The 19225-nt window shown below is 70.9% G+C and carries 14 protein-coding genes and 1 tRNA gene; 6 read left to right on the forward strand and 9 right to left on the reverse strand.

Features of this window, described 5'->3' with window-relative positions; all coding sequences use genetic code 11:
* Positions 1-57: 57 nt before the first annotated feature.
* Genes KLK06_RS26115 through KLK06_RS26130 form a run of 4 tightly spaced genes read right to left on the reverse strand, consistent with a single transcriptional unit; the run spans position 58 to position 9529 of the window.
* A complete protein-coding gene (locus KLK06_RS26115) occupies positions 58-981 on the reverse strand; it encodes a phosphotransferase (protein ID WP_214638256.1) in 924 nt (307 codons plus the stop codon).
* A 35-nt stretch (positions 982-1016) separates the two neighbouring features.
* Complete coding sequence (locus KLK06_RS62445; RefSeq protein WP_214638257.1) at positions 1017-3509, reverse strand: PEP/pyruvate-binding domain-containing protein; 2493 nt, start codon at positions 3507-3509, stop codon at positions 1017-1019.
* Entirely contained in the window at positions 3506-4234 is a 729-nt protein-coding gene (locus KLK06_RS26125; RefSeq protein WP_214638258.1) for a TetR/AcrR family transcriptional regulator, read from the reverse strand. The genes KLK06_RS62445 and KLK06_RS26125 overlap by 4 nt, the downstream gene beginning before the upstream one ends.
* Positions 4235-4294: 60 nt before the next feature.
* Complete coding sequence (locus KLK06_RS26130) at positions 4295-9529, reverse strand: tetratricopeptide repeat protein (RefSeq protein WP_214638259.1); 5235 nt, start codon at positions 9527-9529, stop codon at positions 4295-4297.
* A gap of 123 nt (positions 9530-9652) precedes the next feature.
* Between KLK06_RS26130 and KLK06_RS26135 the strand changes: the two genes are divergently transcribed.
* The 3 genes from KLK06_RS26135 (at position 9653) to KLK06_RS26145 (ending at position 11364) form a co-directional block, all read left to right on the forward strand.
* Positions 9653-10198 carry a hypothetical protein gene (locus KLK06_RS26135; protein ID WP_214638260.1) on the forward strand — a complete coding sequence of 182 codons (546 nt, stop codon included), beginning with the start codon at positions 9653-9655 and terminating at the stop codon, positions 10196-10198.
* Positions 10199-10235: 37 nt separating this feature from the next.
* Positions 10236-10613 (forward strand): hypothetical protein, encoded by a 378-nt coding sequence (locus KLK06_RS26140; protein WP_214638261.1) that lies wholly within the window; start codon positions 10236-10238, stop codon positions 10611-10613.
* Positions 10614-10692: 79 nt separating this feature from the next.
* A complete protein-coding gene (locus KLK06_RS26145) occupies positions 10693-11364 on the forward strand; it encodes a DUF6766 family protein (protein ID WP_214638262.1) in 672 nt (223 codons plus the stop codon).
* Here the strand turns inward: KLK06_RS26145 and KLK06_RS26150 are convergent.
* Positions 11289-12158: a 1-aminocyclopropane-1-carboxylate deaminase/D-cysteine desulfhydrase gene (locus tag KLK06_RS26150; RefSeq protein ID WP_214638263.1), complete on the reverse strand. Its 870-nt coding sequence runs from the start codon at positions 12156-12158 to the stop codon at positions 11289-11291. The two genes, KLK06_RS26145 and KLK06_RS26150, sit on opposite strands and share 76 nt — an antisense overlap.
* 43 nt (positions 12159-12201) lie before the next feature.
* Between KLK06_RS26150 and galK the strand changes: the two genes are divergently transcribed.
* Complete coding sequence (gene galK / locus KLK06_RS26155; protein WP_214638264.1) at positions 12202-13314, forward strand: galactokinase; 1113 nt, start codon at positions 12202-12204, stop codon at positions 13312-13314.
* A gap of 158 nt (positions 13315-13472) precedes the next feature.
* Here the strand turns inward: galK and KLK06_RS26160 are convergent, their stop codons facing one another.
* On the reverse strand, positions 13473-14246 hold the full coding sequence (locus KLK06_RS26160; protein WP_214638265.1) for an enoyl-CoA hydratase-related protein: 774 nt from the start codon (positions 14244-14246) through the stop codon (positions 13473-13475).
* A 53-nt stretch (positions 14247-14299) separates the two neighbouring features.
* The gene (locus KLK06_RS26165; protein ID WP_214638266.1) at positions 14300-14950 is read right to left on the reverse strand and encodes a TMEM175 family protein; all 651 of its coding nucleotides are present in this window, start codon (positions 14948-14950) and stop codon (positions 14300-14302) included.
* Positions 14951-15026: 76 nt separating this feature from the next.
* Between KLK06_RS26165 and KLK06_RS26170 the strand changes: the two genes are divergently transcribed.
* Entirely contained in the window at positions 15027-16460 is a 1434-nt protein-coding gene (locus tag KLK06_RS26170) for a M20/M25/M40 family metallo-hydrolase (RefSeq protein WP_214638267.1), read from the forward strand.
* 80 nt (positions 16461-16540) lie between these two features.
* Here the strand turns inward: KLK06_RS26170 and KLK06_RS26175 are convergent, their stop codons facing one another.
* Positions 16541-17698, reverse strand: coding sequence for a nitric oxide synthase oxygenase (locus KLK06_RS26175; protein WP_308168448.1), 1158 nt, complete (start codon positions 17696-17698; stop codon positions 16541-16543).
* 396 nt (positions 17699-18094) lie between these two features.
* Here KLK06_RS26175 and KLK06_RS26180 point away from each other — a divergent pair, with 396 nt between their 5' ends.
* Positions 18095-19057, forward strand: coding sequence for a DUF5996 family protein (locus KLK06_RS26180; RefSeq protein WP_214638268.1), 963 nt, complete (start codon positions 18095-18097; stop codon positions 19055-19057).
* Between the two features lie 66 nt (positions 19058-19123).
* Here KLK06_RS26180 and KLK06_RS26185 read toward each other — a convergent pair.
* Positions 19124-19195 (reverse strand) — tRNA-Asn (locus tag KLK06_RS26185).
* Positions 19196-19225: the final 30 nt, after the last annotated feature.

A 19225-nucleotide genomic window follows, 5' to 3' on the forward strand; every position in this document is an offset into this window, starting at 1 on the left:
GGCACCTCGTCGCCCGAGGCACCTCGTCGCCCAGGGCACGTCATCGCCTGAGGCGCGTCACCGCCAGCGGCGGCGCAGCCAGTCGATCGTGGCCTGACGCGAGCGCCCGCGCCGCACCCGTAGGTGCGGGGCGTGCGGCGGGCCCGGCAGGCCCGCGGTGCGGGTCCAGTAGCCCGCGAACGCCACCAGCAGCGCGTCCACCCGCTCCGGCTCCGCCGCCCGCCCCAGCGGATGCGCGGCGAACAACTCCTCGGGGTCGGCGTCACCCAGGTCCGACTCCAGCAGCAGGCAGACCAGGTCCGCCCACGCGGGGCCGATGCACGAGCGGCCCCAGTCGACCAGGCTGGCCCGGCCGTGCGGGGTGATGAGCAGGTTGTCGAAACGCGGATCGAAGTGCAGCAGCGAGTCGCCGACGACCAGCGACGCCCAGTCCCGTTCGACCTCGGCCAGCCGCCCCAGCCGCGCCCGCTCCCAGGTGCCGAGGCCGCCGGTGGCGCCGTCGCGTTCCCTGGCCTGCCAGGTCTCGCAGCGGCCCGCCATGCGGTCGGCCACCGTCGGCAGGCCGCCGATCGGCGACGGCGTGAGCTCGCGGGCGCAGAGGGTCACCAGGCGGAGGGCGGCGGCCAGTTCCTCCGGTCGCCACGGCTCGTGCGGAAGGCTGCCGGGCGCGACGTCGAAGCAGAGCAGCACCCACCCGTCCGCCTCGCACGAGAACCGGAAGCGCGGCGCCGGAACCCCCGCAGGCAGCGCCGCCGCGACGATCGCCTCCGAGCGGTAGTCGGCCACGTGGTCGGAGTCCGCGGGGACGGCCTTGACGAACACCCGCTCGCCGCCGTCCAGCGTGGCCACGCCCAGCACGCCGTATGAGAACCCGCCCCGGCGCTCTTCGAAACGCCGCACGGCCGAGCCGAGGCGGCCTTCCACCTCTTCCGCCAGGGGGCCGGGCAGCTCGTGCCAGGCGCGGCGGCCGGATTCGCGCACGACTCCGGTCTACCCGATCAAGGCCCGAAGCACCGTCAGCTCAGCAACTCGACGGTGCCCCGCTCGCCGTCCACCCGGATGCGGTCGCCGTCGCGCAGCCGCATCGTCGCGTTGCCCGTACCGACCACCGCCGGGATGCCCAGCTCGCGGGCCACGATCGAGGCGTGCGACAGCGGCGCCCCCATGTCCGTCACGACGGCGGCGGCGCGCGGGAACATCGGTGTCCAGCCGATGTTGGTCAGCGTCGTCACGAGGATCTCGCCGGGCTTGAGCCGCTCACCGTCCTCGGGCGAGGAGATCACCCGGGCGACGCCCTCGACGATGCCCGGCGCGCCGGGGAACCCGGTCACCGTGTCACTGACCGGCGCGCTCCCGCCGCGCGCGTCGTAGATGTCGCTCCGCCTGCCGGGGTCGGCGGCCCAGCGCACCGGGTCGAAGTGGCCGACGATCAGCGTCGGGTACGGCGGCAGCGAGGCGTAGCGTTCGTAGGTCGCCCGCCGTACCGGGGCCCGGTCCAGCGCGGACGCGTCACCGCGCAGGAGGTCGAGGATCTCCTCCAGGTAGAGGAAGAACAGGTCGTCGCCGTGCCCCGTGAGCTGCCCGGCCCGCAGCATGAAGGCGCGTAGCACCCAGAACGCCCGCATGTTCTCCGACCTGGTGGTCTCGCGGTCGCGGACGACCTTGTTCCACCGGGTGACCCGGTCCCGCATCTTGGCTTCCTGGCGGGGGTAACGCTGGGCGAACCGCGCCCACGCCTCCTCGCGCGCCTTCGTCTGGCGGGTGAGGAGGGCCTCGGTGTCGGCGCTCATGTCGCGGAACCCGGCGAGCTGGGCGTCGATCCAGGCCGGGTCCTCGCCGGGGCGCGGCAGGGAGACCTCGAACTCGTGGGGGCCCCGATGCCCGTACAAGCGGGCGAACGTGTCACGGTCGATCTCGCCCCTGGCCAGCTTGCCCAGCCCGATGACCGGGCCGAGACTGGCCAGCTCGCCGTCGGCGTTGGCGCCGGTGAGCATGGCTTCGGCGTCGGCGTCGCCCATCATCTTGCGCAGCTTGTCGCGGGTGTACACGAGCGTGGCCCCGCCCTGCCGGCCGGCGGCCTCCAGCATGCGGCAGCTCGTGACGACGTACGGCTCGATCTCGCGCTTCCACAGGGCGGCCAGTTCGGGGCCGGTCTGCGTGGTGGCGATCCGGGCGCGCAGGTCCTCCGCGCGCTGCTGGGCGGTGGCGAGGAAGGCGGGCAGGCCCTTGAGGTTCGTACGGACGCGCTTCTGGATGTTGATGCCCAACGGCACGACCTTCTTGACGATCTCCCAGCGGGAGACCGTCAGCAGCGGCACGTCGAGGCCGGGCGGCAGCTTGCCGAAGATCTGCTCGACGGCGCTCAGCCGTTTCCGCATGCCGAGGGAGATGGCCATCGTGTACATGACGCTCAGGTTCATGTAGAACCGGCCGCCGATGTTGCCGACCAGGTCGAACCCGGGCAGCGCCGAGGCGGCCATCGCCTCATGGATGAACATCCGGACGAACGACCAGGTCGCGGGCGTCATCACGTCCGGGATGGCCTCACCGAGGTTGCCGCCCGTCCAGAGGTTGACGCCCTTGAGGCTGTCGTTCCACTCCTCGACCGGCGGCTTGATGCCGGTGATCGGGCGGGCCTGGACGATGAAGAACGAGCCGTCGCGCCGGGCCCATTCGACGTCCATCGGCGTGCCGTACAGCTCCTCGATGCGCGCGCCGATCGCGGCCAGCTCGGCGGCCTGCGGCGGGTCGAGGACGGCCCGGCGCCGCAGGTCGTCGGGGACGGGCTCCTCCCGCGTGCCGGACGGCGTGCGCACGGTCATGACCGTCTTGTCGCCGATCCGCGACTCCGCGACGGCGCCGTCGCGGACCATGACGGTGTCGGGGGTGACCTGGCCGCCGACGACCGCCTCGCCGAGGCCCCAGGAGGCGTTGATCACGGTCTCGTCGCGGGCGCCGTTGACCGGGTTCGCGGTGAACATGACGCCGGCCGCGTCGGCGTCCACGAGCTCCTGCACGACGACGGCCAGCGCCACGTCGTCCTGGGGCACGCCGTTCTGCTCGCGGTAGGCGATGGCGCGGGCGTTCCAGAGCGAGGCCCAGCAGCGCTTGACGGCGTCGAGCAGCGCCTCGCCCCTGATGTTGAGGTAGGTGTCCTGCTGCCCGGCGAACGACATGTCGGGCAGGTCCTCGGCCGTGGCGGACGAGCGGACGGCCACGGCCACGTCGTGGCCCAGCGCGTCATACGCCTCACGGATCTCGGCGGCGATCTCGGCGGGCATGTCGTGCTCGGCGAACAGGGCGGCGATCGCGGCGGCGTCGCCGGCGGCGGCCGCGTCGAGGATCCGGTCGTGGAAGTCCGCGACGAACGCGCGGTAGGCCTCGGTGGTGATGTGGAACCCGTGGGGAACAGGCAGTCCCGCCCTGGTCAGCCTGGCCAGGGAAGCGCCCTTTCCCCCCGCTGTCGCGAGGTCGGCGGCGGCATCGTCGAGAGGGATTAAGGCCCTCACGTGACACGCTCCTTAGCGCCTAGGGAGATCGCGAGTTTCCGCTGCGCGATCTCCTCGATGGTGTCGAGATAGCCGAGGGTGGCAAGCCTGACCGCCCGCGCGTCGCCGTCCGGCAGCGCGCCGCCGGTGCCCATGGCCCGGATGGCGGTGTCGGCGACCAGCTCGACGAGCCGGTCCTCCGGCGTCCGCATCTCCTCGGGCAACATGTTCTGCGTGAGCAGGAACCCGTAGACGACCGAGACGAGGATCGCGAGGAGCTCAGCGGGAGGCAGATCAGAGCGGAGCACACCCCGCCCGACCAGCTCACCGAGGTACGTCTCGAACGCGGCGCCCTGCTCAAGCGTGGCCGGACTGCGCTGCTTCTGCCTGCTGAGCTTGCCGAACACCGCCGAGTCGCCCAGGATCAGCGCCTTCATCAACGGCCGTCGCAGCAACCCCCCGACCAGCTCCCGGAGCAGCTCGTGCAGGTTCACGGGCGCGCGCTCGCGAACCTCGCTCAGCAAGCGGACCCGCTCACGGCGGACCAGCGCGGCGAAGAGCAGCTCGCGCGTCTTCCAGTGCAGGTAGATCGTGCCCTTGGCGACGTCGGCCTGCCTGGCCACGTCGTCGATGGTCGTCTTGTCGTAGCCCCAGCGCAGGCACAGCTCGGCGGCGGCGTCGAGGATCCGGTGCGCCCGTTCCAACTGGCGCGCGGGATCCTGCGGGGGCCGGCCGACCTTGGCCATCCGTCTCACCTCAAATGATTGACTAGATGAGACTAATTGGTCATTTAATTAAGCACAAGTTCATCCCAGCTTGGCCAGAAGTTGTTCGGCGTCGGCCGCGAAGGTCGAGTCGTCAGTGCGGGCCGCAAGCCGGAGCATCCGCCTGGCCACGGTGAGGTCGCCGTGGGCGTACCGGATCTCCCCCAGGCGGAAGGCGGCCTCGGCGACCAGGTCGGGCTGCTCGGTCAGCCCCAGCGTGAGCTCGTAGTAGCGCACGGCCCCGTCGCGGTCGTTCAGCCAGTAGCAGAGCTCCCCCAGATGCGCCGCCGCCATGCCCGACTCCGTGTCGCCCGAGTCGATGACCCGCTGGTACCAGCCGAGCGCCTCGGGGAAGTCCCGCTCCCGCTTGGCCAGCGCCCCGAGGTGCATCGCGCCGAGCGCGGTGACGTGCCCGGTGCCGAACTCGACCGCCCGGACGTACCACCGGCGGGCCTCGTCCTCGTCCTCGTCGTGGTAGCTGTGGCCGAGCGCGACCATCGCCCTGGCTGCCAGCTCGGCGTCGCCCGCGCTGAGCACCCGCCGATAAACCTCCCTGCCCTCGGCCACCTCGCCGGTCCCGACCAGGGCCTGGGCGAGCACGCTCAGCGCGGTGGGCTCGCCGCCCGCGGCCGCCTCCCGCAGCGTGCGCAGCGACGCCTCGGTGTCGCCCTGGCGGCCCTGGAGCATGCCGAGCAGACTGCCGAACACCGACCGCACCGGGCTGTCGGCGTCGCCCGCCTGCCGTTCGGCCAGGTTGTAGAAGGCGGCGACGTCGTTCTCGGCGTCGAGGAGCGCCAGCAGCCTGCCGCCCGCGACGAACCGCACGTCCGGGTCCTCGTGCTCGTTCAGCCGCTCGTAGACGGCCCGCGCCCGCGCCGTCTCGCCGAGCTCGGCGAGCCGCTCGGCGACCCCCAGCTCGGTGAAGGCGTCGGAACCGACCAGCTCGTAGTAGAGGTGGACGGCGTCGGGGTCGTCACAGAGCTCCGCGAGCTCCCTGGCCTTGGTCCCGGCGTGCGGCCCCAGATGCGACAGCACCTGTACGGCCAGCGCGTGCTCGCCCCGCTCGTACGCCTGGTAGGCCAGGGTGCTCAGGTTGTTCAGGGCGGCCTGGGCCAGCTCGCGGATTGGCTCGTGGGCCGACTCACGGGTTTGCTCGTGGGCCAGCTCGGCGCCGGTCCCCGCGGCTGCGGCGAACGCCTCGGCGGCGCCGAGCGGGTCGCCGTCCTCGTGCAGCCAGCAGCCGAGCTGAAGGCCGCCCCTGGCCACGGCGTCGGCATCGCCCGACTCGATGGCCAGCCGTGCCTCCCCTGCGGCGGCGACCGTGTCACCCAGCGCGTGCAGGGCGTCCGCGAGGTCGACCCGCATCCCCGCGCTCGGGTGACCGGTGTCGATCCCCTTGCGATACATGGCGACCGCGCCCGCCAGGTCATCCGTCGCCTTGCACGCGTCACCCCACACCCAGTAGCCCATGGCCACCGTCTCGGGATCGCCGGTACCGACCGCCAACTCGGCCTCGGCGGCAACGGCCGCGTACTCCCGCCGCTGGAACAGGTTGACGAGCAGGTGACGCAGACTCGCGAGATCCCCGGCCGCAGCGCCACGATCGAGCACATCACCGGCACCCGCCAGATCGCCACCCTCCTCCAGCACCCCGGCCAGCTCAACGGCGGTCGACGGCATCGCAGCCCGCAGCGCCTCGACGGCTCCGTCCAGATCGCCGCACCGACGGCGGACGGCGGAGACGTCGCGCCACGCCATGAGGACGATCTCGGCGTCGTCGCTCTCCGTCGCGGGCAGAAGGCACAACTCGGCCTGGCTGTACTGACCGTCACGGGCCAGATCCGCGCCAAGCCCCAGCCTTGCCAGCGCGGCCCATCTTGGCCCGCCCACCTCGATGACCAGCAGGTAGAGCGCCCTGGCAAAGGCGTCGTCCCGGGTCATCCCGGCCATCTCCAACGTCTCGGCGAACGCCTCATCAGTGGGGAACCCGGACGCCTCAGCGGCGGAGGCGTCGGGTTTCCTAGCCGTAGGAGATCCGGCCAGCAGGCGGCGTACCTCTGCCGGCTCGCCCGCGTCCAGCGCGAGCAGCAGCCGGGCCATCGGCGCCGAACCGGTCAGCTCGGTCAGAGCCGCCAGGGCACCCTGCCGGTCGCCCTCGGCGGCCAGCACCCACGGCCGCTCCTCCGGCGACGCCGTGCCGAGCCGGACGCGTGCCGAGGCCGCGGCCTGCCGGTCCACGTCCTGGACCGCCGCACGCTGGTAGGCCGAACGGGCGCCATCCTGGTCACCCGCCTCCTCCAGACACCGGCCCGCCTCCACCAGCGTGGCACCCGCCGACCCCGGATCGGCCGCCACGGCCCGCTCGAACGCCGCCCGCGCCCCCGCGAGATCGCCGGTCCGCGCGAGGAGCCCACCCAGCAGGCACGCGGCGTCCGCACCCGGCGCGATCCCCACCGCGATCTCCGCAGCCGCCAGCGCCCCCTCCAGGTCACCGGCGTCCCGCAGAAGCCGAGCCAGATACGGAGCCGCCGCATCTCCGAACGCCACCCGCAGCACTTCGCGAGCCTCGTCGGTCGCCCCGGTCGCGATCAGAATCTCCCCGAGCCGCAACGCGGCCTCGACCACGTGCGCCTCGACCACCGCCTCTCGGTACGCCCCTACCGCGTGCGCCTTTTCAGCCCCGGCCGCCATCCCCTGGCCCACCTCGGCCTTCGCCGCCTTGCCGTACCCCGCCAGGACCTTCCGGTACGCCTGTGCCGCCGCGTCGAGGTCGCCGAGGGTGTGCCAGGTTCGGGCGAGGTCTCGGTGCGCGATGGTGGCGAGGCGTTCGTCGGGGCCGGTCGATGCCTGTTGCCAGGCGGTGATCGCGCCGTGCGGGTCACCGGTGTCGTGGCGCAGGGCGCCGAGGTAGCAGGCTGCCTCCTGCCGGAAGTCCGGGTCACCGACGTCGAGCACCAGGGACAGCGCCCCGTCGGCGGCGGCCGTCTCGCCCTGGCGGTGCCAGGCGTGCGAGGTCTGCATCGCCAGCATGGCCGCCATCCAGGACCGGCCGTCGTCGGATATCGCCTCGAAGGCCGCAGCCGCCGCACCGAAGTCGCGGTCGAGCAGGAGCCGGGCGTAGCGCCCCGTGTCGGCCTCTTCCGGGTGGGTCTCCGGGATGCGGGCGAACGCGGCGCGAGCGCCGTCGAGGTCGTCGATCCGTACCCTGGTGAGTCCGAGCAGCCACGCGTTGCGCGGCGCCTGAACCGGGTCACCCTCGGCGACGAGCCGCTCATGCAGGCGGCACGCGGCCAGCAGATCGCCCTGGCGCTCGAACAGCCCGAGCAGCGCGCCCATCGCCTCAACCCGCAGCCCCCGATGGCCGGTCTCCATCGCGGCGGTGAACGCGGCCCGCGCCTCTACCAGGTCACGCTCCCGCGTACCCGCACCCGCACTCCCGGCCGGGCCCGCGCTCCCGCCCTCGCCCAGATCCTCGCCGGCGCGCTCGCAGAGCAGCTCACCCAGCGCGTACGCCACCCACGGCGCCAACCCGGCATGCCCGTCGGCGCGGGCCCGGCGCAGCAGCGCGGCCGCCTCCTCGGTCTGGTCCTGGTTCACCAGGACGTCCTTGAAGATGGTGGCCGTGTACGAGAGCGCGAGCGGATCACCGGAGTCGGCCGCCGCGCGGAACAGTTGGGCCGCGTCCGACAGGTCATACCCGATGGAGGCCAGCACCTGCGCGAACACCGCGGTGCCGATCGCGGCCGTCGCCGGGTTCGGGTGCTCCATGGCCTGGCGGTAGCGGACCAGGCCCTCTTCCCTGCCCAGGCGCTGGTGGTCGATGACCGCCCGCAGGACGGGATGCGGTTCGTCGCCCGATTCGCGGAGCAGGTGCAGGAAGAACTCGGCGCTGAAGCCCTGCAGCAGGTCGTCGCCCTCGGCGACGTACGACAGCAGTTCGTCGGCCTGCTCGCGGTCGCCCTCGCCCAGTTCCAGCTCGGCCAGCGTCATCATGGCCCGGACCGACTGCGTGGCCGCGCCGGAGTCGATGGCCCGGCGCAGCAGCAGCCGCGCCCCGTCCAGGTCACCCGCCTGCAGGTGGCGCAGGGCCTCGTCGACGTCCAGGAGCGCCTGCTCCTCCACCGGGTCGGCGAGCGGCTGCTGCCGTACCGCGTGGTCGATCAGCAGCGCGGCCTTGAACGCCGTGTCGGGGTCGTTATGCTCGGCCGCGTCGAGTACGAGCGCCATGAGGCTCTCCCGCTCGTCCGGGTGCCGGTCGAGCAGCAGGCCGAGCAGCGTGAGGCAGATCGACGACCACTCCGACTCCCCTGCCTCCAGTACGGCCCGCAGCGCCGCGAGCGCCTCGGCCACCTCCCCGGCCTCGGTGTGCAGCTGTGCCAGGCAGGCCTGGGCCTCGACGGCGTACTCGCGCTGGCCGCTGGCGATCACCCGGTGGAAGATCGCCTTCGTCGCCGCCACGTCGCCGAGCTGCGCGGTCACCTTGGCCTGCTCGATGAGCGCGGGCAGGCGCTCCTCGGGCCTGGGGTCCTCGGCGGCCGTGGCGTAGGAGGCCGCCGCTTCGGCGTACTCGCCGAGATCGACGAGGACCGCGCCGCGCAACCGGTGGGCCGTGGCCAGGTGGTCGGGGTGCCCCACGGCGATCGCGTGCTCGCACACCTCGCGGGCGGCCACGAAGTCCTGCTCATCGGCGTACATCTGGAAGAGCCGGAACGCCGACAGCGACACCACCTCGGGATCGCCGCAGGTCAGCAACTGCCGGTAGTCGTCCTCGTCCTCCGCCAGCTCGTACAGGTCGCGGGCCGTACCGGGATCGTGGGGGGCGAAGTCGGGCAGCTCCAGCTGGGCGGCCAGCTCGGCCACGGCGGGACTGTCACACCGGCGCGCCCGCTCCAACGCCTCCGTCGCGCCCTGGGCGTCGCCCATCTCGGTCAGTACGAGGACCAGCGCCGTCTCGGCGAGCGCGGCCACCTCGAAGTCGGCGCCGTCGGAGGCGATCATCAGCACCCGGTAGGCGGCGGGCCATTCCCGCGCGGCGATCAGCATCATGCTCATGGCCATGGCCGACCGCTGCCCGAAGACCGGGTCGCCCGACTGGATCACCGACCGGTGCGCGGCCTCGGCCCCGTCGAGGTCGCCCTGCTCCTCCAGCAGGCAGGCCAGCAGGTGCGACGCCTCGGGATCCCCGGTGGCCGCGTTCTCCCTGAACAGCACCGCCGCCACACCGAGGTCTCCCGTTTCCCAGTACCTCATCGCCGCGGCGAGCTGTTCTGACTCCATGCCGTACTCCCCAGTCATCTAATAATGTGAAAAAGCTACATGTGTAGTCGCCTGGTTACCGCACATTCCCCGGATCTTCGGACCTGGGGCCATCACCGCTCGGAGCGCCGTAGCGTAGGCCCCATGGCTAGAGCGTTCTGGATCGACCAGGAGTTCGACAGGGATCGTGACGGGCGCTACGCCGTACACGTGCGCAAGAACCTCGAAGAGTTCGAGTGGGGGGACATCGCGCCGGTCAGGTTCGCCTGCGCGGCCTGGCGGCTGGCCACGCCGCCGTCGCTGAACCCCGGCTACGTGCGCTGGGACCGCCGCATCCTGGAGGCGACCTGCGACCGCAACACGTGGGACGGCACGCTCAACGCGCGGATCCGGCTGGTCTCGCCGCTGCCTGAGGAGCTCACCCGCTCGCGGGCCTGGTGGCGCGACCGCGGCTGGCTGGGCTGGCAGGAGACGTTCGGCCAGTACGTCGAGCCGACGCAGCAGGACCTGGCCAGGATCCCGTTCCTGCGGGCGACGCTGCTGGTCGAGGTGCCGGTGCCGCTCGACGACCTGCCGCCGGAGCCCGAGGGCCCGCACGACCAGGTCGAGCAGAGCGCGGAACGGGTCCTGGTGGTGCTGGTGCGCGAGCTGAACCAGCTCGTCGCGCCCATCCTCGACCAGCTCGGTTAGGAGCATGATCGACACATAAATGGGTAGCGGGGGGCGCATGAGGATGCTGCTCGTCGTGCTGTCGGTGACGCTGGTCGCCGGGTGCGCCGTGGACACGACCCTCCCGGCCCGTACGGCCGAGCGCTTCCACGCCGACCTCGCCGCGCACCAGGAGGACGCCGCCTGCGCACTGCTCGCCAAGCGGACCGCGGAGAAGCTGCTCGACCCCGGCCAGACGTGCGCCGAGGCGCTGCGCGACCTGAAGCTGGGCACCGCCGGGCCGGTCACCGCGGTGCGGGTCTGGGGCGACGACGCCCAGGTACAACTGTCGGGCGACACCCTCTTCCTGCACCGCTACAGCGGCGGGTGGCGGGTCACGGCCGCGAGCTGCCGTCCGCACGGCGACCGCCCCTACGACTGCGAGGTGGAGAACTGATGCGGGTGATGTTCGTGATCACCCTCGTCGTCATCGCGACGGGGCTGATATGTGTCTTCGCGACGGGCCTGGCCCACCTATGAAGAAGATCAAGGAGAACGGGCTGTCGCTGACGTTCCTGGTGCTGTTCCTGCTGGCGCTGGGCGGGCAGGCCCTCGCGGGGCTGGCCCTGTTCAACGACCAGCAGTTGGTCGACGGCGGGGAGCCGGTCTCGTTCGTCAAGTACGTGGCCTCCTCCGACTTCGCCGTGGACGTGGCCGAGAACTGGCAGTCCGAATACCTGCAGTTCTTCCTCTACATCATGCTGACGGTCTGGCTGGTGCAGAAGGGTTCGCCGGAGTCCAAGAAGGTCGACGAGGCCGGCCCCGGGTCGGACGAGAAGCAGCTCGTCGGCCGCTACGCGCGATCCGACTCCCCCGCCTGGGCGAAGGCCGGCGGGATTCGGCGCTCGCTGTACAGCAACTCGCTCGGGCTGGTGATGGGGACCGTCTTCGTGCTGTCGTGGCTGGCGCAGTCGGTGGCCGGGGTGGCGTCGTACAACTCCCAGCGGCTGCTCGACCTGCGGGATCCGGTCTCGTGGGGCACCTACGCCACCTCGCCGGACTTCTGGAACCGGACCCTGCAGAACTGGCAGTCGGAGCTGCTCGCCGTCCTGTCGATGGTGGCGCTGTCGATCTACCTGCGGCAGCGCGGGTCGCCGGAGTCGAAGCCGGTGGGCGCGCCGCACACCTTGACCGGGGTCGAGAACTGACCGGTCGCCGGGCTCCAGGGCTCGCCGGTGACGACGGCGACGATGCGGGTGCCCGGCTGGAAGGCGCCCTGTCGTACGAGGTCGAAGACGCCGTAGAGCATCTTCCCGACGTACACCCCCTCGACCCGATATTTCGCGACGAAGTCGTCGAGAACCGGGGTCGAGCGGGCGTAGCCCCCGAAGTGGTAGTCCAGGTTGACCGACCAGTTGGACCACACGCGCCCGTAAGCCTCGCGCTGCAGGCGCGCGACCTCGCCGTCGAGGAACCCGGCCCCCTTCAGCACCGCGAACCCGATCGCCCGCCGCCCCTCCGGCAACCCGGCCGCGATCCCGGCCAGAGTGCCGCCCGTGCCGACCGCGCAGCAGATCACGTCGTAGTCGCCACCGATCTCGCCGGGCAGCTCGGCGCACCCGCGCACGGCCGCCGCGTTGCTGCCGCCCTCGGGCAGGATCGCCACGTCGCCCCACCGCTCGCGTAGCGCGGCCTGGACCTCTGGCGTGTGCTTGAGCCGGTATGTCCCCCGGTCGAGGTACGTGAGCCGCATGCCGCAGGACGCCGCGTACGCCAGCGACGAATTGAGCGGCAACCGCTCCTCGCCGCGGATCACCCCGATCGTCTCGAACCCATCCCGCCGCCCGGCCGCCGCCACAGCCCTGATGTGGCCGGAGTAGGCGCCGCCGAACGTGAGCACGCGCGGGTGGCCCAGGTTGTACTTGAGCTTGCGCGCCTTGTTGTCGTCGCGGACGAGGAAGACCCGGACGGAGGCGAGCGCCGGATCCACCAGCTCCTCCATGGCGCTAGTCTACGGTCGGAGCTTTGTTGAGGAGTGTTGGATTATGCGCGTTATCGATGCTTTCCGTGCCGCTTTCGGTGCCGACCCGCGTACCGTCTGGCACGCGCCCGGCCGGGTCAACCTGATCGGCGAGCACACCGACTACAACGACGGCTTCGTCCTGCCCTTCGCGGTGCCGTGGGGCGTCACGGCGGCGGTCAGCCCGCGTGACGACGGCACGATCCGGCTGCTGTCCCTGCAGTCGCCCGGCGACCCGGTGGTCATCTCCAGCCACGAGGAGTCGCGCGGCTGGACTCGCTACGTGGTCGGCGTCCTGGCCATGCTGGGCGACCGGGTACGCGGCGCCGACATCGCCATCGACGGCGACATACCCCCGGGCGCCGGGCTCAGTTCGAGCGCCGCGCTGGAGGTGGCCGTCGCCTCGGCCCTCGACGACCTGTACGACCTGGGCATGACGCCCATGGAGCTCGCCCTGCTCAGCCAGCGGGCGGAGAACGACTTCGTCGGCATGCCGTGCGGCATCATGGACCAGGCCGCGTCCGCGCTGAGCGCCGAAGGACACGCGCTGTTCCTCGACTGCCGCTCGCTCGGCTCCCGCAACATCCCGCTCGACCTGGCCGCGCACGGGCTGACCATCCTCATCATCGACACGCGGGTGCACCACGAGCACGCGGGCGGCGAGTACGCCAAGCGCCGCGCGGAGTGCGAGTCGGCGGCCCGCAAGCTGGGCGTCCCGGCACTGCGCGACGTCACGGACCTGGCCGGCGCCCTCGAACTGCTCCAGGGCGACGAGCGCAAGCGCACGATGCACATCGTCACCGAGAACCACCGCGTCGAGGCGCTCGTCGGCCTGCTGCGGGCGGGGGCGATCACGGAGATCGGGGCACTGCTGAACGCGTCCCACCTGTCGCTGCGCGACCAGTACGAGGTGTCGTCGCCGGAGCTGGACCTGGCCGTGGAGGCGTCCCTGCGCGGCGGCGCCCGGGGCGCCCGCATGACGGGGGGCGGCTTCGGCGGCTCGGCGATCGCGCTGGTGGCCGACGAGCGCCTGGAGTCGGTGAAGGAGTCAGTGAGCGCCGCCTACGCCGAACGCGGCTGGCAATCCCCCCGCTTCCTCCCCGCCACCCCCTCCGCAGGTGCTCGCCGTATTTCTTGACTTCTGTTACGGGCAGCATTCTCTGTTACGGCCAGCCCGGTGGGCCCCACCCACCGGCCGTGGCCGGGGCCTGTCCAGGGGAACGCTCCTCCGGTTCACCGGCTTGCCGCCGTTACGTGCGCACCGGCACCGTCTGGGTGGTCTTCGGGGCGCCCTGACTAGAGGGGTGGGAAGTTCGGTCGGCGGCGTTCCAGGAAGCTGGCGACGCCCTCGGCGAAGTCCGGGCGGTTGAAGGAGGCGAGCATCTCCTGGGTCGCCGTCTTGGCCGATTCTTCCAAAGTGACGTTCCAGTCGTTCCAGACCTGGCGCTTGATGATGGCCATGGAGGCCGGGGAGCTGTGGATCGCGAGTTCCCTGGCGTACTCCTGGGCCGTGGCGAGCAGCGTGTCTCCTGGGACCGAGCGGTTCGCCAGGCCGAGTTCGTATGCTTCCGCGCCGGTGAAGACCCTGCCCGACAGCAGGATGTCCATGGCTCGCTGCTGGCCCATGAGGCGAGGGAGGATCCAGGACAGGCCGTACTCCGCGATCAGGCCGCGGCGGGGGAAGGCCGTGGTCCATTTGGCGTCCTCGGCCGTGAAGATCAGGTCGCAGGCCAGCGCGTGGACCACGCCCAGACCGGCGCAGGCGCCGTTGACGGCGGCGATGATCGGCTTGGCGATGGTCGTGGGGAAGGTGTTGGGGCGCGGATCCGGGGTCTCGTTGTAGGAGCCGGTCTGGAGGGCGCTGAGCGTCTGGAAGTCGGCGCCCGAACAGAAGCCCTTTCCCGCGCCGGTCACTACGATGGCCCGCACGTTCGGGTCTTCCTCGGCCTCCTGGAGGAGGTCGAAGTAGCGCCGGCCCATCGCGTCCGTCCAGGCGTTGAGCCTGTCGGGGCGGTTGAAGGTCAGTGTGAGCACGCCTTGATCGGCCGAGGAGAGAACGAGTTCCGCCATAAGGCCAACAGAATCATATTCTGTTGTCAGAACGCAAGCAGGCCGCGGGCGGTTCACTGTTGCGAGAGCCGGCGGAGATGGTGGCCGAGGAGGTAGTGGGCCGGGATGAGCGTGAGCCAGAACCACATGGCGGCTTTCGTGTTGACGAAGGCCAAGGGAATGGAGAGGCCGAAGATCAGCACGCTGGAGGCGAGCTGTGCGGTGAAGCGGCGCCGGGCCGCGGCGGCGGATGAGGTGGGCGAGGGATGCACTTGGCGTTGCGTGAGCAGCAGCAGGGTTACGTGCACCGCGTGGATCGCGGCCATGGCACCCGCGTAGAGGGCGACGGCTTCGGGCTGAGAGGCGTACTCGGCCAGGAGCGCGGTGGGGAAGGGCAGCAGGGCGACCAGGCCGAGGCCGAGGAGGATCAGGCGGGTGACCACGGCCGTCTCGGTGGGCAGCGCGGTGAGGATGCGGCGATGGTCCCGCCAGAATCCGGAGATGAGGGCGAAGCTGAGGGCGAAGCTGAGGGCGAAGGCGCCGAGGTTGGGCAGCGCGTCGCCCAGGGCCTTGTGGAATGCGGCGTCTTCCAGATGTGCGGGGATCGCCACGTTGATGACGAGCAGGGTCATCGCGATGGCGTAGATGCCGTCAGACAGAACGAGCAGGCGTGCCGCGCCCGGGTCGTTCTCGTGTGGGTGCTTCCCTGCCACTGGCTCTGTCATGTCGCCGACAGTAGGCGACGTGCCCGTACCGCCGTACAGTGAGGGCGCCCTGTCACTTCCCGTCAGGAGACGTGTCATGGACCTGCGATTACCGAACGGCCGCGTCGCGCTCCCCCTCGTCGCGACGGCCCTGCTCACCGGGCTGATCACGCCCACCGCCGCCGGCATCACCCCGGCCGCGGACCTCGCGGGCAAGACGCCGCGCGACGCCGAGATCACGGGCGTGGCGGCGCGTGACGCCGAGATCGCGCGCATGGTCGGCGACGTGGATGCGAAGAACGTCGAGCGGATCATCACCAAGCTCGCCTCGTTCGGCACCCGGCACACCTTGTCCAGCCAGGACGACCCGCAACGCGGCATCGGGGCCGCGCGGGACTGGATCTACGAGGAGTTCGCCGCCATAGCGGCCCGCTCGGGCGGCCGGATGACGGTGGAGAAGCAGTCGTTCGTCCAACCGGTCTCGCCCCGCATCCCGCAGCCGACCGTCATCACCAACGTGGTGGCGACGCTCCGCGGCGATCAGCCCGAGTCGGCCGGACGCCACTACGTGGTCAGCGGCCACTACGACTCGCGCTGCACCGACGTGGCGAACGCCACCTGCGACGCGCCGGGCGCCGACGACGACGCGTCGGGCGTCGCGGTCTCGCTGGAGGCCGCCAGGGTGATGGCCACCCGCCACTTCGACGCCACCGTCGTGTTCATGGCGGTGGCGGCCGAGGAGCAGGGCCTCTACGGCTCGGCGCACTACGCCGAGCTCGCCAAGCAGAGCAACGTCGACATCCAGGGCATGTTCACCAACGACATCGTGGGCAGCGCCGATGGCGAGAACGGCAAGGCCCCGAACGCGGTGCGCGTGTTCTCCGAGGGCGTACCGACCACGGAGACCCCGGCCCAGGCCGCGACCAGGCAGTCCGTCGGCGGCGAGAACGACGGGGTGTCCCGCCAGCTCGCCAGGTTCGTCCGCGACGCCGCCGAGACCTACACGCGGCCGATGGACGCGATGCTGGTCTACCGGCGCGACCGCTACCTGCGCGGCGGCGACCACATCTCGTTCTTGCAGCGCGGCTATCCGGCGATCAGGTTCACCGAGGTGCACGAGGACTACGCCCACCAGCACCAGGACGTACGGGTGGAGAACGGCGTCCAGTTCGGCGACCTGCCCAAGTTCGTCGACTACGACTACACGGCCCGGGTCGCCCGGGTGAACGTGGCATCGCTGGCCGCGCTCGCCCGCGCTCCGGAGCCGCCCAAGGGAGCGGGGATCAGGACCACCCAGCTGACCAACAACACCGACCTACGCTGGGACGCGAGCACCGTACCGGACATCGCCGGATACGAGGTGGTCTGGCGGGACAGCATCGAGCCCCTCTGGACGCACTCCCGCTTCGTCGGCAACGTGACCGCGTACACGGTCGCGGGGAAGAGCAAGGACAACTTCCAGTTCGGCGTACGCGCTGTCGACACCGCCGGCCACCGCAGCCCGGTCAGCTACCCGCTGCCGGCGAACTGAGGCCGTCGTGCGCCCTCCGCGCAGGGCGCACGACACCCTCGGACACCCACCGACCCTGAAGGCCGAACACCCGCGGGCGGTCAGTCCGCGAGCAGCTGGACGGGGCCGCGATGGTGGACGAAGCCAGGGCTCAGCGTGGGATTGTCGTAGTAGCGGTGGAAAACGCGGGTGGCGCCGCCGGAGATGGGCGGCACGATCCACGACCAGTCCGCCGGGCAGACGCGCCCCGCCTTCTCCTCTCGCCCCAGGTGGGTGAGAAACCGGTTCGACTCCGTATGGTGGTCGGTCATCGTGACCCCCGCCTGCTCGAAGGAGTGCAACACGGCCACGTTCAGCTCGACCAGCGCGTGGTCGCGCCACAGCGACCGGTCGGTGGCGGTGTTCAGCCCGAGGCACTCGGCGACCACGGGCAACTGGTTGTAGCGGTCGACGTCGGCGAGGTTGCGGGCGCCGATCTCCGCTCCCATGTACCAGCCGTTGAAGGGCGCGCACGGATAGCACAGCCCACCGATCTCCAGGCACATGCTGGAAATGGCCGGCACGGCATGCCAGCGCAGCCCCAGCTCGGCGAACCACGGATATTCCGGATGCGCGAGGGGCACCTCCAGAACCGCGTCGCCCGGCAGATGACACAGCAGCGGCCGCCCCACCCCCGGCTGGATGACCAGCGGCAACACCTCGAACCTGCCCTCCCCGCCGCGCCAGCCGAGCCCCCTGACCATCTCGGTGAAGTCGACGTAGCGGGGATCCCCCACGATCGACCCATCACGCGCACGATGCCCGGCGTACCGGATGAGCTGCTCGTTCAACACTCGGGGCCCGCACCGCGCAGGCGTGTCCGGCGGGAAGACGGTGATCGTCGGCCGGATCCGCCCGTCACCCGTCGCCGCGCGCAGATGGGCCACGCACTCGATGGCCACCCCCTCGGCGCTGGTCACCTGCCGGCGGTCGCGCACGCTCAACGACCGCCAGTAGAGCCGCCCGATGCAGCGGCTGCTGTTACGCCAGGCCACCCTGGCCCCGAACTGAAGCTCCTCGAAGGTATGGACATAGGTCCCGTGACGGGCGATGTCCCTAGCGACCTCACGCAGGCGCGCGTGCACGTCACCGGCACCGGGATTCTCGGCATGGAAGAGCCTGATGAAGCGCTCCGCCTCGCGGATGTCGATCGTTCGCTCGATGAGGGTCTGTACGGCGATGGTATCAAGGGGACGCAGAGACCTGATCCAGGTACGCACGCAGTAACCAGCACTTTTCCATCAACGGAGCGCCCCGCCGATTCCGGGTCGGCGCGACACCTCCTTGCAGGCGGCGCCCTCTCCACACCGCCTTCACGACGTGCCCGCAGCTCCTGTCATCCTTCACCGTCCGATAGCCGTTTGTCCCGGCAAATCAAAAATCAGGTGATCATATAACTACAAAGCGTGAGAGGCGCTAGCCACCGGGCCGGCGTAGTGCCAATGGGATCTGGGCCGGGGTTTGAAAAACCGAGGTAGGGGCAGTGACGATCGCACGACAACGGTCGCCTCATGTCCGTCGTAGTTCGGCGCGCCTATCCGAAGCCTTCAGGGACCAAGTGGTCCGGTATGACGGCGCTCACCGGTTGCCGAGCACGACCGGAAAGGAGTGCGCTGGTGAACCGGCTTCCGCCGACGAACGCGTGGCCGCAGTTGCCACTGTCCGCCTGGAAAGACACCCGCGACACCCTCCACATGTGGACCCAGGTGGTCGGGAAGGTACGCCTCGCTCTCGAACCAATGATCAACCAATGGTGGCAAGTGCCGCTCTATGTGACCGTCCAGGGCCTGAGCACGTCCCTCATGCCCTACGGCAACCGCGGGCTCGAAGCCACCTTCGACTTCCAGCACCACGTTCTCGACCTGCGCACCACCGAGGGTACGAGCCGGCAGGTGGCCCTCGCACCCCGGTCTGTCGCCGACTTCTACACAGAGGTGATGCGACGGCTCACCGAACTCGACGTCCCGGTCAAGATCTATCCCCGGCCCGTTGAGGTGCCGGTCGCCATCCCGTTCGCGGAGGACAAGGACCACGCCGCTTACGATGCGGCCTATGCCCACCGGTTCTGGCTCTCCCTGGTGCAGGCGCACCGTGTCCTCACCGCTTTCCGGGCGCGGTTCACCGGCAAGGTCAGTCCGGTCCACTTCTTCTGGGGCTCGTTCGACCTCGCCGTCACCCGCTTCTCGGGCAGGACGGCGCCCCGGCATCCCGGCGGGGTACCCCATGTGGCGGACTGGGTCGAGCAGGAGGCTTACAGCCACGAGATCAGCAGCTGCGGCTACTGGCCGGGTGGCGCCGAGGAGGGAGCCTTCTACTCCTACGCGTACCCCGAACCGGAGGGCTTTCCCGACCGGCCCGTAGAACCGGCCGACGCCGTGTACGACCGTCGTCTCCAGGAGTTCGTCCTGCCCTACCAGGTGGTCCGTTCAGACGCGGACCCGGATGCGACGCTTCTGACGTTCGCGCAGTCCACCTACGAGGCGGCCGCGGATCTCGCCGGCTGGGACCGCGGCGCCCTCGAACGAGCGACGCGGCGACAAGCGACCGGCGAGGCCGGCATGACCGGTCAAACCGGGTAGTGGCTCCCAGAACGACTCAGGCCCCCTTCCTTGATCAAGGAAGGGGGCCTGAGCTCTGTACGAAAGCTCCCGCGATAGGACTCGAACCTATAACCTGCCGGTTAACAGCCGGCTGCTCTGCCGTTGAGCTACGCGGGATCGAACGTTTTGCGCTGATCGGCGGGCCTT

It is taken from the genome of Nonomuraea sp. NEAU-A123 (assembly GCF_018603905.1).
Lineage (GTDB): Bacteria > Actinomycetota > Actinomycetes > Streptosporangiales > Streptosporangiaceae > Nonomuraea.